At 47.5% G+C, this 15,991-nt stretch carries 13 protein-coding genes; all 13 read left to right on the top strand.

Going from position 1 to position 15,991, the window contains the following annotated elements; translation table 11 throughout:
* The first annotated feature begins 112 nt into the window (after nucleotides 1-112).
* A complete protein-coding gene (locus tag FYJ45_RS21785) occupies nucleotides 113-2,464 on the top strand; it encodes an extracellular solute-binding protein (protein WP_154467208.1) in 2,352 nt (783 codons plus the stop codon).
* A gap of 12 nt (nucleotides 2,465-2,476) precedes the next feature.
* On the top strand, nucleotides 2,477-3,337 hold the full coding sequence (locus FYJ45_RS21780; RefSeq protein WP_276893452.1) for a carbohydrate ABC transporter permease: 861 nt from the start codon (nucleotides 2,477-2,479) through the stop codon (nucleotides 3,335-3,337).
* A 59-nt stretch (nucleotides 3,338-3,396) separates the two neighbouring features.
* On the top strand, nucleotides 3,397-4,239 hold the full coding sequence (locus tag FYJ45_RS21775; protein WP_154467210.1) for a carbohydrate ABC transporter permease: 843 nt from the start codon (nucleotides 3,397-3,399) through the stop codon (nucleotides 4,237-4,239).
* Nucleotides 4,240-4,923: 684 nt separating this feature from the next.
* The gene (locus FYJ45_RS21770; RefSeq protein ID WP_154467207.1) at nucleotides 4,924-6,633 is read left to right on the top strand and encodes a coiled-coil domain-containing protein; all 1,710 of its coding nucleotides are present in this window, start codon (nucleotides 4,924-4,926) and stop codon (nucleotides 6,631-6,633) included.
* Between the two features lie 376 nt (nucleotides 6,634-7,009).
* Entirely contained in the window at nucleotides 7,010-7,651 is a 642-nt protein-coding gene (locus FYJ45_RS21765; RefSeq protein ID WP_154467206.1) for a type I phosphoribosyltransferase, read from the top strand.
* 133 nt (nucleotides 7,652-7,784) lie between these two features.
* Nucleotides 7,785-9,578, top strand: coding sequence for a S8 family peptidase (locus FYJ45_RS21760; protein WP_154467205.1), 1,794 nt, complete (start codon nucleotides 7,785-7,787; stop codon nucleotides 9,576-9,578).
* A gap of 150 nt (nucleotides 9,579-9,728) precedes the next feature.
* A complete protein-coding gene (locus FYJ45_RS21755; protein WP_154467204.1) occupies nucleotides 9,729-10,346 on the top strand; it encodes a tetratricopeptide repeat protein in 618 nt (205 codons plus the stop codon).
* Nucleotides 10,347-10,380: 34 nt separating this feature from the next.
* Nucleotides 10,381-11,697 carry a hypothetical protein gene (locus tag FYJ45_RS21750; RefSeq protein ID WP_154467203.1) on the top strand — a complete coding sequence of 439 codons (1,317 nt, stop codon included), beginning with the start codon at nucleotides 10,381-10,383 and terminating at the stop codon, nucleotides 11,695-11,697.
* 114 nt (nucleotides 11,698-11,811) lie between these two features.
* The gene (locus FYJ45_RS21745; RefSeq protein ID WP_154467202.1) at nucleotides 11,812-12,195 is read left to right on the top strand and encodes a hypothetical protein; all 384 of its coding nucleotides are present in this window, start codon (nucleotides 11,812-11,814) and stop codon (nucleotides 12,193-12,195) included.
* Nucleotides 12,192-12,587, top strand: a complete 396-nt coding sequence (locus FYJ45_RS31020) for a hypothetical protein (RefSeq protein WP_235930949.1) — start codon at nucleotides 12,192-12,194, stop codon at nucleotides 12,585-12,587. The genes FYJ45_RS21745 and FYJ45_RS31020 overlap by 4 nt, the downstream gene beginning before the upstream one ends.
* A complete protein-coding gene (locus FYJ45_RS21740) occupies nucleotides 12,523-13,530 on the top strand; it encodes a hypothetical protein (RefSeq protein WP_235930948.1) in 1,008 nt (335 codons plus the stop codon). The genes FYJ45_RS31020 and FYJ45_RS21740 overlap by 65 nt, the downstream gene beginning before the upstream one ends.
* 486 nt (nucleotides 13,531-14,016) lie before the next feature.
* Complete coding sequence (locus tag FYJ45_RS21735; RefSeq protein WP_235930947.1) at nucleotides 14,017-14,979, top strand: ABC transporter permease; 963 nt, start codon at nucleotides 14,017-14,019, stop codon at nucleotides 14,977-14,979.
* Between the two features lie 19 nt (nucleotides 14,980-14,998).
* The gene (locus FYJ45_RS21730) at nucleotides 14,999-15,925 is read left to right on the top strand and encodes a carbohydrate ABC transporter permease (protein WP_154467201.1); all 927 of its coding nucleotides are present in this window, start codon (nucleotides 14,999-15,001) and stop codon (nucleotides 15,923-15,925) included.
* Nucleotides 15,926-15,991: the final 66 nt, after the last annotated feature.

Here is a 15,991-nt window from a genome sequence, read left to right as displayed (position 1 = left end):
AACTCCTCCTCCCGTGCTTTGTAGTGTAGCTTCTCACAAACTATTTTACAACACAGCGTAGAGAGTTGGAACACTTTCATTACTATTTGTGCCGCCAGCCGAAGGCGGCGGAATGGGGATTTATATGCTGAAACATAAAAAAATAAGAAAAAGAATTCCGGCACTGTTGATTTGTATTCTGTACACTATGACTGTGCTGCTGAGTATGACCGGATGCGGGACAAAGAAAACGGGCTCAGGGGGAACGGCTTCGGAGGAGTCCGGGGCGGCATCGGAGGAAAACGGCAGGGATACGCAGGCGGAGAGCGGCAGTGTGGCGGCCATGGGCCGATATATGGAAAGTACGGCGCCGCTGCCGGAAGGGGCATCGGTAGAAGGACGTACCATGACTATGCTGACTGACGGAAGGCTGGCGTACTTTGACGCAAAGTCAGGACTTCATCTGTCATCGGATGAGGGAAAAAGCTGGATACCGGCGGAACATAATGAGGAGCTTAAAAAAAATATTTCCCAGGATGGTTATGTGTCCGGCGCTTCCATTGCGCCTGACGGGAGTATATTGCTGAGCTATCTGACGTTTGAAGGCGAAGGGGCTTCGTTGAAGGCAGATTCATTAGTTATCCGAATCGGCGTGGATGGGAATATGTCTGAAGTCCCGGCAAACATGGAGGACGGCGATTATGTGGGTAAGGTGTTCGCCAAATCGGAATCGGAAAGCATCGCGCTCAGTATAAGAGGCCGGGTTTTTATGGCAGACTGGGAAAAAGGAGAACTGGAGCAGCTTTTTACGCTTCCGGAACAGCCTGAAATGGTAATTTTTGTTGACGACAGGATGCTGTGCCTGGGCAACAGCGGTGTTACGTCCTATGATATGGTACAGGGAATCACCCTGGAAAAGGATGCGGTGCTGGATGAGTTTTGCAGGGAAAAAATGGGAGCAAAGCTTAATAACAGCTCCGACAGCTACGGCGGCATCCTTTTTCCCGGAGAAGACGGGGCCATCTATGTGGCATACAGCGGAGGGCTGTACCGTCATGTGGAAAACGGTAATGCCATGGAGCAGCTCATTGACGGAAGCTTCAGCAGCCTTGGAGATCCCGCGCTTGGACTGTGCGGCATGCTCCGGCTGGAAAGCGGGGAGTTCCTTCTTTTGACTACCGGGGACGAGACGGTACGTTTTACCTATGACCCGGATGAACCCACGGTTCCTGAAAAGCAGCTGAAGGTATTCAGCCTGGTGGAAAATTATACAATCAGGCAGGCGATATCCATATTCCAGAAGGAAAACCCGGATGTATATATCAATTACGAATATATTTATGGTTATGCCTATCTGTATGGAGATGACAGCGGCAGCGCCATAACGCCTCAGGATGCGTTGAAGAACCTCAATGTGGAACTGATGAGCGGGAACGGGCCGGATGTGCTTCTGCTGGATGATATGGATGCGGATATTTATGTGCGGAAGGGAATGCTGGCGGATTTGTCAGATATCCTGGACGAAATGACCGGAGAAAAAAAGGTATTTGAAAATATAGCATCCGCTTATAAAGAGGAAAACGGAACCTTCATCATTCCCGCTGCGTTTAAGCTTCCTATGATATGCGGTAAAAAGGAGGATGTGGAGTCGGTAAAGGATTTGGCCACTTATGCGCAGCTGGTGGAAAAGCTCCGTACAGAAAGGCCTGAAAGCAGTATTACGGGAGCTTTTAATGCAACACAGGAGCTGAAGCAGTTGCTGCTCGTGAACAGCAGCAGTCTGCTGGAGGACAGGAAACTGAATACGCAGGCACTGACAGAGCTTCTAACCCAGGCGGCCCGGATATACCAGGCGGACATGGAAGGAATCGGCAAGGAGGAGCTGGAGGTCTGGGGCGATAATAAGAACGCCTGGACGATTGGTTCGATAGCGACCCTGACAGCGGGGGATATGGTTGGAATTATGTCCGGAAATGCAGAAGGGATGCTGTCTGATATGGGCGCCGTCAGCAAGGTTTCGGAAGATAATGGCTATGTATTTGATTTATGGCCGGGCATGGATGGAACCGGTTTTATCCCGGCAAACAAGCTGGCCATAGCCGCAGGAAGCAGCCAGACGGAGCTTGCGAAGAGCTTTGTAAAAATGATGCTCAGCACGGAAATCCAGAAAACGAATTCAGGAGTCGGGTTACCGGTAAACACAGAAGCCTTTGGTATATTGAGTGATATGGACGATCAGATTTCCATGGGAAGCAGCTGGAAAGTCGGAGGCAGGGAAATCTATTTCTCCTATGGCGGTCCGTCCAGGGCTTCGGTGGAGAGGCTGAAGGAGCTTGCAGAGCAGGCGGATCATTCCCTGGAGGGAAACACATTTCTTGAGGACATTGTGGTGCAGTATGGTGTTTCTGCTTTGAACGGCTCCATGACTGTGGAAACGGCCGTGAGGGAGATACAGCAGAAATCGGCCATTTATCTGGCAGAATAAGGAGTGTGCAGTGTGAAAGGAAAACCTCGTACACAACAAAAGCAACACAGAAGCAGAAGGGCCTTCCTGGCCTTTCTGCTTCCCAGCTTTCTGGGGGTAGCGGTATTTGTGCTGGTTCCGTTTATCGATGTGTTCCGGCGTTCCTTTACAACGGCGGTTACAGGAGAATTTACGGGACTGGAGAACTACCGGACCATATTTGAAAATGGGCCTTTCCGGCTGGCGGTATATAATACTCTGCGGTTTACATGTATTTGTCTGCCTCTTCTGCTTATTCTGGGATTGGCGGCGGCGCTTATGCTTTCGCAGTTAAAACAGGTGCAGCTGTTCAAATCTTTTTTCCTGCTTCCCATGGCAATGCCGTCGGCTACCATCGTGCTTGTCTGGAAAATGACCTTTTCCGCTGACGGCTTTCTGAACCGGCTGCTGGAAACACATGTGGATTTTATGTGGACGGAGGATGCCTTCTGGGTTCTGGTTTTCAGTTATGTGTGGAAAAACCTGGGTTATACGGTGATATTGTGGCTGGCCGGGATCCTGGCAATTCCGGGGGATTTCATTGAGGCAGCCAGGGTGGACGGCGCGGGAAGCTTCCGGGTATTTTGGTCAGTCATGCTGCCGCAGCTGAAAGGGAGCATGTATACCATAACGGTGCTTTCCTTTTTAAATTCCTTCAAGGTTTTCAGGGAAAGCTATCTGGTGGCGGGGGCCTATCCTCATGAGAGTATGTACATGCTGCAGCATTTGTTCAACAACTGGTTTACCTACCTGGATCTTGATAAGATGGCTGCCGCCGCCGTATGCGTAGGAGGCGTTTTGTTAATCGTCATTCTGCTGCTGCAGAGGCTTTGGGACGGGGGTGATGAGCAGTGAAGGAACGGAGAAAACGGCGGAAAGGGCGGCTGCGCGGAAGGCTGAGGAAGCTGACAGGCATGGCGAGGCGGGGATTTTTCTGCCTGCTCCTGACAGGACCGGTACTGCTGATGTGCGCGCCGGTGTTTCTGTTGCTGTCCGGTTCCATAATGAGCAGCCAGGAGCTGTCCGTTTATCTGCAGCCGCTGTTTCAGGGCGGAGAGGGTTACATCAGCTGGAGGGCGCTGCCATTTTATCCAACGCTGGAGCATTACCGCAGCCTTCTTTTGTATACGCCGCAGTTTTTTACGGTGTTCTGGAATTCGGCCAGGCTGGTGACGATTATCCTGGCGGGTCAGCTTCTGGTAGGTGTGCCTGCGGCCTGGGGCTTTGCCGTATACAGGTTCCGGGGGAAAAAGCTTTTTTTTACCATATATATTGTGCTTATGCTTCTGCCTTTCCAGGTGACCATGCTTTCCCAGTATCTGGTGCTTTGCAGGGTGGGAGTGATGAATACGCATTGGGCGGTTATTTTACCGGCGGTTTTTTCCACGTTCCCGGTGTTTTTGATTTACAGGGGGTTCTGCACAATTCCGTCAGGGCTGCTGGAGGCGGGAAGAATTGACGGGGCGGGGGAGTGGCGGCTGTTCTGGCAGATCGGGCTCCCGCTGGCATCGGGCGGGATTTTGTCCGCCATGGTGCTGGGATTTCTGGAGTACTGGAACATGATTGAACAGCCGTTGGCTTTTCTTAAGGATAAGTCGCTTTGGCCGTTGTCCCTGTATCTGCCGGAAATCAGCCAGAACAGGGCCGGGTTCGCATTCGCGGCTTCGGTGGTGACGCTGGTGCCTTCGGTGTTTGTCTTTTTGCTGGGGCAGGATTATCTCGAGCAGGGCATCGTAGCCTCCGCTTTGAAGGAGTAGGGGCGGCTCTGCGGCTTTCCGCAGTCTTTCCTGGGATTGTCCCTCGTCCCGTCCTCCTGTCCGGAGGGGGTTGCGGGGGTTTTGTCTGTGCGTATTCAAAAATGGGGCATTTCTAACTTCCCGGGTTTTCATGTCGCGGTCTAAATGGTGGAACTCCTCCGGAAGCGGCCTGCGTCGCCGGCGACTTGGCCGTTTCCGTCGTCGGACAGCACCATTTGGGCAGACCGCGGCATGAAAATCCGGGAAGTAAGAAATGTCTCCATTTTTTCATAACTTCCAGTCAAAATCCCCCGCAACCCCCCTCCGGACAGGAGGACGGGACGAGGGGCAATCCGGGAAAGACTGCGGAAAGCCGCAGAGCCTGGGGGAGTGTGGGGCGTAGGGAGGGCAAAGGGCAAGGACAAAGGGCAAGGACAAAGGGCAAGGACAAAGGGCAAGGACAAAGGGCAAGGACAAAGGGCAAGGACAAAGGGCAAGGACAAAGGGCAAGGACAAAGGGCAAGGACAAAAGGCAAGGACAAAAGGCAAGGACAAAGGACAAGAGCAAAGGACAAGAGCATGGATTAGAGTTGGATATGGATAAAGTGAGGGTAGGAGGGGATTGGGGGATAGGTGGATTTTTGGGGTGGTGGGGTTGGGAGTTTGGTTGGAGTAGTTACGGAATTTTGATAGGAGAGATGTGGGATGGGTGGATTGATTGAGAGCAGGAAGAGGATTTTGAAGTGGTTTGGGGGGTTTTTGGTGGGGATGTTGGTTTTGACGTTGGTTTCGAGGGGGATTTATGCGAATGGGCTGCCGCGGGTTTCTGTGGAGAATCCGGGGCAGATGGCGGTTGAGCATGTGGTGGAGAAGGCGGGGAATGTGAAGGGGAGCGGGGAGCTGGCTGTGAATGTGGCGGAGGGGCTTCGGGTGAGTGAGGTGTTTGTGGTTCCGGGGGAGCGGATAGAGGAGGGAACGGCGCTTTTTTCGTTGGATGGGGAGTATCTGATGGGGAGGGTGCGGGCTCAGGAGCGGAGTATTGCGAAGCTGGAGCTTCAGGTGGCAACGCTTGAGGGGAATCTGGAGCTGGCAGGGGCAGAAAAGAATGTGGAGATGAGCAGGGCCGGGGAGGATGCGGTCCGGGTTGTGGAGCAGGCGCAGAAGGCGCTTGACAGGGCTTTGGAGGATGAGGCGGCTGCGCGGGCGCAGCTGCAGGAGCATCTGGATAAGAATTTGAAGCTGACTTCGGAGGAGGAGCGTAAGCGGCAGGAGGAGGCTTATCAGGAGTGGAAGGCAAGGCTTTCTCAGGGAACGCAGGAGGTGCAATCGGCTTCCGGCAGGGTGCGGGAGCTGCAGAGGCGGGCGGAGAGTCTGCAGGCTGAGGTGGATGAGCTGAAGAAAAGTGGCAGCGAAGGCTCGGGCGGAGTGGATAAGGATGAGGTGGAGGCCTGGAAGGCGGAGCTGGCGGAGAAGGAGGCGGAGCTTTCACAGGTAAAAAAGGAATTGGCGCAGGCGGGGTATGCGCAGGAGGATATTTCTGAAGAGGTGGGGGCGCTTCAGGGGAATGCGCCTGGGCAGCCTGACTTTACGTCTGAGGATGCGAAGTGGGAGAGCTGGAGAAGCACCAGGAAGAGTCTGGAGGATAAAAGCATGGCGGCCCAACGGGCTGTGGAGGATGCGGAGGATGCTTTGGAAAAGGCGAAGCTGGAAGCGGATCGGGGGCTGGAGGACAGTATGCGTCCGGAGCTTTCGGACAGTTCGTTAGGGATTTACCGGCTGGATTTGGAGGCTGCGAGAGAAGAATTGGCAAAGCTTCAGGAGCTGGTGAAGGCAGAGGGGCTGATCAGTGCTGAACAGGCCGGGATTGTGACGCGTGTGGGAGTGGCGGCAGGAGAGAATACTCCGGCAGGTGCGGCGGTAGTGTTTGCTGATACTGAAAAACCGTTGCAGTTTGAGGTGATTTTGGATAAAGAGGATAAGAAATATGTGAATCAGGGAAGTAGTGCAAGTGTCAGCCTGGGCAGCGTGGAAACGGAGGTAACAGTGGATTATCTGACGGAGGAGGAGTCCAGTCCCGGCAGCTTCCGGGCGTTGATGAACCTGCCGGAGGGCGTGGGTACGATAGGGCAGAGCGGCAGTTTCCGGTTGTCCGTACAGTCTGAGCTATATAACTGCTGTATTTCCATCGATGCGCTTCATACGGATGAAAACCAGCGTAATTTTGTGTATGTGCTGGGGGAACGGAGCGGGATTCTTGGAAAAGAGCTGACGGCGGAGAAGCTTATGGTAGAGGTTCTGGATAAGAATAACAGGTATGCCGCGCTGCAGTCAGGGGCACTGGATGGTAACACTAAGGTTATCAATGCGGCGGACAGGGATTTTGCAGAAGGAGATCCGGTGAGAATGAAGGAATGATGGTTGGGGAAAGTTGTGAGGATGGCCGCAGGTATGGATAACTGTGAAAAAAGTGCTGAATTGTCGGAGAGAAAATTGTTTGAAATGCCTATAAAAGTGCGCTGGCGCTATAAAAACTTGTAAAAATATTCCAAAACACTTATAATAAAAGTATGATTCGAAGTAAAAGTGATTCCCTGACAGGCGCATTTTTCCGGTATGGTGGAGAAACAGGGATGCAGGAGAAGCGGGAATGTAGGAGAACCGGGTATGCAGTAGATGCGGATGGGCAGGAGAACCGGTTATACAGGAAGAGTGGATTGCCGCGGCAGCAGGGGGGTTATACTTCAAATTGTAAATCTGGTAGAGGTGCGTACGGCGCAGGGAAGGAGAAGGTATGGAAAATAAGGTGATGAAGTTCTATTCAAAGGCCGGAAGCAATATTATTCTCAGGGCAATACCGGGCCATTTTGCAACGAGTCACTCCCATATCAATTACTATGTGGATATGACGGGGCTGAAAACAAGGCGCAGTGAGGCTGCGGCAGTAGGTAAGGCCTTTGTGCAGAGACTGCCCATAGAGACGGTGGTGGATACCATAGTCTGCTTGGACGGCTGTGAAGTAATCGGGGCATATATGGCGGAGGAGCTGGAAAAAGGGAGTTTTCCTTCCATGAATATGCACAACACGGTTTATGTGGTAACGCCGGAGTTTAATGTGAATAACCAGATGATTTTCCGGGATAACCTGGTTGGGGAGATCCAGGGGAAAAACGTTCTGCTGCTGCTGGCTACCGCAACCACCGGCATGACGATGCGCAGGAGCCTTGAGTGTATTGAGTACTATGGCGGACAGGTACAGGGGATCTGTGCGGTATTCAGCGCTATCAAGTCTATTAATGGCATGATGGTGGAGTCCATGTTTGATACCAGCGACATTCCCGGGTATCAGGCATATGAGGTACATAATTGTCCGTATTGCAAGGCAAAACAGAAGCTTGACGCCATGGTGAACGGGTATGGCTATTCCAAGCTGTAGAAGTTGGCTGGGCGGTTACACATTTTTTCCGAAAGTTCATAGATTAAGAGTAAGAGTTGTGCCGGCGGAACGTTGCTTCCGCCGGCTCTTTTAATCCTGTAATGCATTTTGCTTTTTGCCGGGAGGAAATGGGATGAATTCACAGAAGCTGGAAAATATTCTGAATCTGAGCCTGGATTCCACGCAGGAGGAGCGGGAACTCTCCAGGACCCTTAACGTGGGCTTTGATGTTTCAGACAGGACCTGGGAGCTGATTGTTAAATTCCATGGGGATATCGGCAGGCTGGAAAATGAATATATCAAGGTGGAAATTCTGCTGGCCGGCTATGCCATAGTCACCATACCTGAAAGCCTGATTCCGGTGCTTGTGGCAGCGGAAGAGATCGAATATGTGGAAAAACCGAAGGAGCTTTTATACAGCGTTTATGATGCTAAACAGCAATCCTGTTTTCCTACGGGCGGCGGGAGTTTTACGGGCGGACAGACGGGCAGAGGGGGGCTGACGGGAAGCGGCTGCATTGTGGCTGTATTTGACACGGGAATTGATTATTCGCTGCCGGATTTCAGGGACAATGCAGGCAGCCGGATTCTTTATCTGTGGGATCAGACACTGGCGCCGGATCCGGAAAGGGGATTTTTCCCGCCGGAAGGGTTTTCCGTTGGGGTGGAGTTTACGCAGGCGCAGATTACGGAAGCGCTGGAGGCTGGCGGGGAGGAAACCTTCCGCAGAGTGCCGAGTACGGATGTTTCCGGGCATGGGACTGCGGTGGCCGCCATTGCTGCGGGTAGTAATCCCAATGCTCGGTATACGGGTGCGGCGCCCGGTGCGGCTCTGCTTATTGTAAAGCTGGGGCAGGCTGGCAGCGGTGCTTATCCGCGTACGACCCAGTTGATGCGGGCAATGACCTATGCACTGGGCAAGGCGCAGGCTTTGGGTATGCCTATGGCAGTAAATTTAAGCTTCGGGAACAGCTACGGCGCGCATGACGGCAGTTCCCTTCTGGAGCGTTTTATGGATAATGCTTCTGAGATTTGGAAAAATGTGATTTGTGCGGGGAGCGGCAATGAGGGTGCTTCTGCCGGCCATGTTTCCGGGAGGCTTTCTGAAGGCGGGCCAGGGCAGCCTGCCGGCCGGCAGAGCGTGGAGCTGGCTGTGGGAAATTATGAGAGCACGACCAATGTCCAGCTGTGGAAAAACTTCGCGGACAGCTTCCGGGTGATTCTGCAGGCCCCTTCCGGGCAGAGGGAGGAGGTCCCGATGACCAGGCCGGGGCGGACGGAGCTTGTTATCGATCAGACGCGGATACTCATTTATGTGGGGGAGCCGTCGCCTTATTCAGTAAATCAGGAGATATATTTTGATTTTATCCCTGTGGAAACTTACATTAACGCTGGTATCTGGGTATTTCAGCTGGAGCCGGTCCTTCTGATAACAGGGGAATACCAGCTGTATCTGCCCGGGCAGGCGGTACGTTCGGTGGATACCCGTTTTTTTGCCCCGACGCCGGAGCTGACGCTTACGGTCCCATCCACGGCCGGGAAGCTGATTACGGTGGGCGCTATTTATGGAGCCTACGATGCTTATGCGGATTTTTCAGGCAGAGGGGTGCGGGGAGAAGAAGAACTGCCGGGGTTTCCCAATACCAAGCCGGATCTTGCCGCGCCCGGCGTGAATATTATAGCCGCCCGGGCCGGCGGCGGTTATGAGGCGTATACAGGTACGTCTTTTTCCGCACCGCTTGTCACCGGGGCGGCGGCGCTGATGATGGAGTGGGGGATTGTGAGGGGGAATGATCCGTATATGTACGGAGAGAAGCTGAAAGCGCATCTGCGCAGAGGGGCCAGGAGCGTGCGGGGGGAGACGAGATATCCGAATGAAAGGACTGGATATGGGGCGTTGTGTTTGGAGGATAGTCTGCCTGGGTAGCGGAAGGTATTAAAGCAGGGAAGTCATTTTAATTGCCTAAAATATAAAATGATTATGTTTATGGATATATGACTTATTAGGAATCTCGTGTATAATAAGTATAAAACTTTCGGCAGGTCAGCGTGTTGATTTCACAAAAGAGAGAAGAAAATGGACAAAAGCTTACTTACAGTAGAATGGAAAATGTCCGATTTGGAGTCGGCGCTGAGGGTGGCGGGCATAGAAACTGGGGAAGACGCGGTACATCGGCTCTTATCGCCGGACAGGAAACTGCTTTCCCGCATAGAAGAAGCAGTCTATGCATGCGGTTGGAAAATTATTTACGAAGAAGCCGTCAAGCTGACGGACAAGGGAGAGGAATCCCTGCTGAAAGAATCCTGGATAGAGATACAGGAACAAGCAGATTTCATGGTAAAGCTGGAACGCAGCAATATGTGGGAAGATGGGGTAAAAATATACCAGAAGTACGGAGAAACAGAAAAAAATATAGACTGCCTAAAGGAGCATCTGAATCGGGACAGCAAAACTTACCTTGAACTCACACTCTGTTATGACAGTCTGGAAAACTATGAAGCAGCGGAGGAAACGTGCAGACTGGCATTGGAAAAATGCAAGGAAAACCTGACGGTTTTCCTGTACCTGATCAGGTCAGTCTATAAGAGACAGGACAACGCAACGGCGAAAAAACTGATATCCAGGGCGAAGCTGCGTAAGAGTGTGGATATGGACCGCCTGATGGAGGCGCTGAAAGAGGATCATGGTTTGTGAAAAAACAGTTAAAAATATTATTATGGAGGTTGATATGGATAAAAAAACGGTTAAGGAAATGCTGGAAGGGGCAAAAGAGAAGGATTATATAGAAATTATATCAAAAATGACGCTGCAAAGCCCAAATACGGAGAAGGCAGTTATAGACTGGTGCAGAAAAAATAATAAAAAGCACAAAAACAAGGCTGCGGAGGTTGAATTGGAGAACCTGTGGGAGGAAGCACGGGAAATAATCAGTGATTTTAACGAGTACGGAGGAGGCCCTGAGAGGAATGAGGACAAGGCCTGCGATAATTTATGGAAAATGGACGGGCTGATTAAGGATAATGATATATTATGGGATATCCGAAGCAAAATTCTTGATGAAATGTTAGAGGAATTTTATGAAGGAAACAGCGGCTTTGATGATATACTGATCGAGGTTGCGGAGTCATTTTGCAAAAATAAGGAAGAAAAGAGATATCTTGCGGATGAATTATCAAAGGGGGGCGGCTATTATGGGAAATATGCAGCAGACCTCTATTTGCAAATCGGAGACGAGGAGCAGTATTTAAAAACGGAGCTTGGCAATCTTGTATATGGTTCTGATTATGTACGGATTGCAGAATATTTTGAAGAAAAGGGAGATCGCCGGAAAGCGTTAGATTACATATGGGAAGGGATGGAAAAATGCAGAGGAAAACTGGATGAGCTGATTGATTATGCAGCGCCGATTTATATTAAAGAACGCAATGATGCCCAACTCCAACGGTTATACAAAATTGCCGTAAAAACAAAATGGGATATAAATATTTCCGCAATAGCAAAGCATCTTTATAGATATGCGCGGCAGCTGAAAGATTATGATAAAAAGAAAAAAATGCTGATGCTTATTCTGGATACCTGTGAAAAAGGAGAGGTTAAAGAATGGTTTGAAATATGTAAAAAGGAATTAACGGCAGAGGACTGGCAGAAAGAATATGAAAATATATTGGATAAGATAAATCGAAAAAACCATAAGCTGTACCTGGATATATGTATGGAAACAGGCAGAGAAAAAATTGTCCTGAAAGATATTCAGAATGCCATACACAGCTATGATTACTGGGATGTGGATTATAATCAGTATTTCAGCAGCCGATTAGCAAAAAAATATCCAGACGAAATACTTGAGCTTTACTGGAAAGACGTAAATGAGTTAATTCGTGTAAGCAGCAACAATAGATATAAAACAGCGGCAGGGCTGTTGAAACAAATAAAAGGGATTATGAGGGAGAACGGACAGAAGTCGCAGTGGGTAAGCATGTTTGACGAATTTAAAGATAAAAATAAGCGAAAGAAAAATTTTATTGCAATGCTGAAGGGATTATAGGGGAAGGCAGCTTTTGGGAGCTGTTTTTAAGCTAGAAAAGCATTGAATATGAGCTTAAAGTATGCCTCATGTTGCATTCTTTTTGGTAATCATTCCAGACAATCATGGGATGGTATGACACAGGTGATTCGGACAATTTCTGAAAGCCATGCAGATAATATGCCCATTGTGATTGTGGATTGTATGTGTGACAGCGCTACATCAACTTCATTTATTCAGGCAAGGGAACGTTTTGTCCAAAAGGCATATTCCGTTTTTATAGAGAATTATTATGCAGAGGGTGAGGCTCTTCGGGGAATAGAAGCAGCGGATGTTCCTCATGCGCCGGTTTTTTTACCTTATGATCCTTCTTTGCGGCAGGAAATTGTTTTGTATTCAACCGGAAGAACTGAAGAAGATGAAAGGGTAAAAGCTTTTGCCAGGCAGTTAACGACAGAAGCCTACCAGACAGTAACTGTAAGGATAGAAGCATGGTTTGACGAGGGGGATTTGACATGACATTAGAAGAAAAAATATCAGTATTAGAATCACTTTCCGAAATAGCGCCGGCAAATGCCTCTGCAGAAGATGAAAACAATTTGATCCCTTATTTTCTTCCATTGCGCAGCTATAGTAAACTGGCAGATGAAAAAGTGTTTTTGGTGACTGGAGGAAGAGGTGCAGGTAAATCAGAATTATTCAAGGTGCTTACTTCAGAAGGCGGGCTAAATCATTTACTGAGTGAAGCAGATAGAAAACGTCATACAAAATTAAAACAGCCTATGTTTTTAGTTGGATATCAGGCTTCAGGAAAAGAAAGTCAAAGATTTCCTGTGAGAACGGTTTTTGACAGATATGCAAAAGTCCGTAAAGAAGAGCAGTTTACCAGTATTTGGGGTGGATCATTGTGACAGCTATTTCAATAAAAATAAAAAAACGGTTTTTATAACATATGATGAATTAGATCGGGTATGTTCTGTATATAAAGATTTATTTTTATATATACGTAATTTATTGAATTTCTGGTTTGCCCATAATAACAGATGGGTAAACCTGAAAGCTAAAATTTTTTTGCGGAGCGATTTGTATAATTCCAAGGTACTCCACTTTGTAGATTCTTCCAAAATGCGTGCTTACCATCTGGAACTTCAATGGGATTCTTTATCACTTTACCGTTTACTGGTAAAACGTCTGGCAAATAGCGGGAATCCAGTGGCTGTGGAATATCTTCAGAGTATACCGGGCTTATTGGCTGACAGAAGGCAAGGTGAGTTGGGATATTTTCCAAATGATTCAGAAGAAGCGCTGAAGCAGTTTATAGAGAAATTAATAGGGAAGTATATGGGAAAAAATCCAAAGAAAGGATCCAGTTTCAGTTGGGTACCGAATCACATACAGGATGCGAATGGAGAAGTTGTTCCCAGGCCTTTCCTGAAATCTTTTGTGTTTGCGGCAGAAGATCAAGTGGCTCATAGAAGTGAAGTTGAGTCTTTGGAAGATGACAGACTGCTGTATCCCCCCAGACTGCAGGGGGCTCTTACCAAGGTCTCAAATGACAGAGTAAATGAGCTGATTGAAGATGAATATGACTGGCTCGAGGTGTTGTCTAAAAAACTGGAGGGACAGTCGATTCTTATGGAACGATCAGAATTTTTGAAGTTTCTTACCCTTGATAACTGGCCTGAAGGAGAGAGGGAAACATTGCCCGGGACAACACCGGAGGAATTGCTGGAAGCTCTTGAGAAACTGGGGATTTTCATTGAAACAATAGCTGGACGTATGAATGCTCCGGAAATTTATCTTCATGGATTTGGTTTAAAGCGCCGTGGCGGTATCAAGCGGCCTCGTGGGTGAAAGAAATATAAGACAGAGAAGTCTGAACCTGAAAATAAAAATACCCGTAGTTGTCAGGGTGATGAGTTTACATCATTGCCAGTCAGCCGCGGGTATTTTAATATTCAAGTATTAAAAATAGGGTACCACTCTTCCTGATTATTTTTTGCTCTGTGCCCCTTTTCTATAGTTAGAGCACAGTGCCGTGAATAATTCAGGATAAATAAATTCAATAATGAAATCGGTTTCTTAATTTCCTTGATTTTTAAAGAGCAAAAAAATGTAAATTCAATTGCTTATGGAAAAAATAGATATAAAAGCCTTTCCTTTTCCACTATAAATAACAGTAAAATTATGCTAAATGCATAAAAAAATAATTAAAGAAAATTTTTTATATACAAACTGTTGACATACTAGAAAATAATACATATAATTAAAATATGAAATGGGTTTCAGAGAAACGGTTAATAAAAAACTGTAATTTATAAGTAGTAGGAGGGAAAAAGGTTGAGTAAGAAGAAATCAAATGCGGCTGCCGCCGTACCAAAGAGAAAAGAAAGGTCGTTTATACAGAATGTAATCCGATATCGCGTATTACTTTTAATGTGCCTGCCGGCGATTTTGTTCTTTTTTGCATTCAGCTATATGCCATTGCCGGGTATCTGGGTAGCATTTGTAAAGTATAATTACCGGAACGGTATTTTCGGAAGTAAATTTGTTGGTTTGCAGAATTTTGAATTTTTAGCTGAATCAGGAAAACTGCTGTCTCTTACCAGAAATACGATTCTTTATAACCTGGCGTTTATATTACTGGGGAATCTGCTGGCAGTATTCATCGCAATTCTGTTGAATGAAATGAGAAGTAAATGGTTCAAGAAAGTTTCGCAAACATTAATGTTCCTGCCTTATTTCATTTCACAGGTTCTGGTAGGCCTGCTGGTATACAGCTTACTGAATTTTGATACAGGATTTATAAACAGCATTCTGACTGCGATGAGTATGGAAAAATGGCAGCCTTATGCGGATCCTAAGGTTTGGCCGGTGCTTATGGTAATCATCTATCTCTGGCAGCAGACAGGATATAACTCGGTTGTTTATTTCGCCGCAATAATGGGTATTGATGCGGAAACAATCGAAGCGGCAAGGGTAGACGGTGCCAACGGATTTCAGAAAATACGCTATATAATTCTCCCTTCGCTGAAACCGACAATTGTTATTCTGATTTTGTTTGCCCTTGGCGGTATAGTAAAAGGAAACTTTGGTTTGTTCTATAACATTATTGGTTCAAACTCCATTTTGTATCCGACAACAGATATTATTGAAACATTTGTATATCGAGCAACTATGACGGACTTTAACTTCTCTACAGCTTCTGCAGTAGGCCTGTATCAGTCAGTAATTGGTTTTGTGATTGTAATGGCAGTCAATTATATTGTAAAGAAAATTGAACCGGATTATTCCCTGTTCTAAATAGAAATGGAGGTCAATCATGGCGAAGAAAAAAGATATGGATTTAGAGATGTCCGGCGCTAAAGTCAAGCTCGGAACATCAGATATAATAATCAGAAGTTTTGGCTATGTGATAATTACGATTTATGCACTTGCCTGTGTTGTTCCGTTCCTTCTTATTATTGGGACATCTTTTACCAGTGAGGCAATTATTCATGCGCAGGGTGTTCAGCTTATCCCCAAGGAGTTTTCACTGGAAGCGTATCAGATGGTAACAAAGAACGGAAATATATGGAAATCTTACATATTAACCATAGTAATGACAGGAGTAGGAACGTTTTTGGGACTGTCCATTATTTCAATGACAGGTTATGCACTTCAGAGAAAGGATTTTCCTTTCCGTAATGCAATTTCCTTCTATATTTATTTTACCAGCCTTTTCTCAGCAGGCCTGGCTCCTTACTATCTGTTGATGACACAGACCTACCATTTGAAGGACAGCTATCTGGCAGTATTGCTTCCGCTTTTAATGTCACCCTGGCTGATTATCCTTATGAAGAACTTTGTGAAAGCAATACCTCATGAAATTACAGAATCCGGCAAGATTGACGGCGCCGGAGACATGAGAATATTTACATCATTAATCCTCCCTATGCTTAAGCCTGCACTGGCAACTATAGGACTGTTTCTTGCTTTGAGCTATTGGAATGAATGGTATCAGTCATCCCTGTTCCTTAGTACGAAAGTGGCAATTAAGCCTCTGCAGTATACTTTATATGAAGTTGTAAATAAGATTGATGCTTTAAAGAATTCTGTCGCAGGACAATTTGTCAATGTGGTTGATATACCTCAGGAAGGCGTTAAGATGGCAAATGCAGTATTGGCGACAGGACCTATTATTCTCCTTTATCCGTTTGTCCAAAAATACTTTATCAGCGGTATAACAGTCGGAGCAGTAAAAGGATGATGGCAGACAGCAATTGATTTATGGACCATATTAACTTAGAGAATTAAGGTTCTTACTCTGCACAAG

This window comes from Eisenbergiella porci (assembly GCF_009696275.1).
Taxonomy (GTDB): Bacteria; Bacillota; Clostridia; order Lachnospirales; family Lachnospiraceae; genus Eisenbergiella; species Eisenbergiella porci.
The sequence above is the reverse complement of the archived record's forward strand: the minus strand, read 5'-3'. Positions and strand labels throughout refer to the sequence as shown.

Bases quoted from the DNA above. Each gene is read 5' to 3' on its own strand.
- FYJ45_RS21775 (WP_154467210.1), top strand. From the start codon at position 3,397: ATGGCGAGGCGGGGATTTTTCTGCCTGCTCCTGACAGGACCGGTACTG.
- FYJ45_RS21765 (WP_154467206.1), top strand. From the start codon at position 7,010: ATGGAAAATAAGGTGATGAAGTTCTATTCAAAGGCCGGAAGCAATATT.
- FYJ45_RS21785 (WP_154467208.1), top strand. From the start codon at position 113: ATGGGGATTTATATGCTGAAACATAAAAAAATAAGAAAAAGAATTCCG.
- FYJ45_RS21770 (WP_154467207.1), top strand. From the start codon at position 4,924: ATGGGTGGATTGATTGAGAGCAGGAAGAGGATTTTGAAGTGGTTTGGG.
- FYJ45_RS21755 (WP_154467204.1), top strand. From the start codon at position 9,729: ATGGACAAAAGCTTACTTACAGTAGAATGGAAAATGTCCGATTTGGAG.
- FYJ45_RS31020 (WP_235930949.1), top strand. From the start codon at position 12,192: ATGACATTAGAAGAAAAAATATCAGTATTAGAATCACTTTCCGAAATA.
- FYJ45_RS21730 (WP_154467201.1), top strand. From the start codon at position 14,999: ATGGCGAAGAAAAAAGATATGGATTTAGAGATGTCCGGCGCTAAAGTC.
- FYJ45_RS21750 (WP_154467203.1), top strand. From the start codon at position 10,381: ATGGATAAAAAAACGGTTAAGGAAATGCTGGAAGGGGCAAAAGAGAAG.
- FYJ45_RS21745 (WP_154467202.1), top strand. From the start codon at position 11,812: ATGACACAGGTGATTCGGACAATTTCTGAAAGCCATGCAGATAATATG.
- FYJ45_RS21760 (WP_154467205.1), top strand. From the start codon at position 7,785: ATGAATTCACAGAAGCTGGAAAATATTCTGAATCTGAGCCTGGATTCC.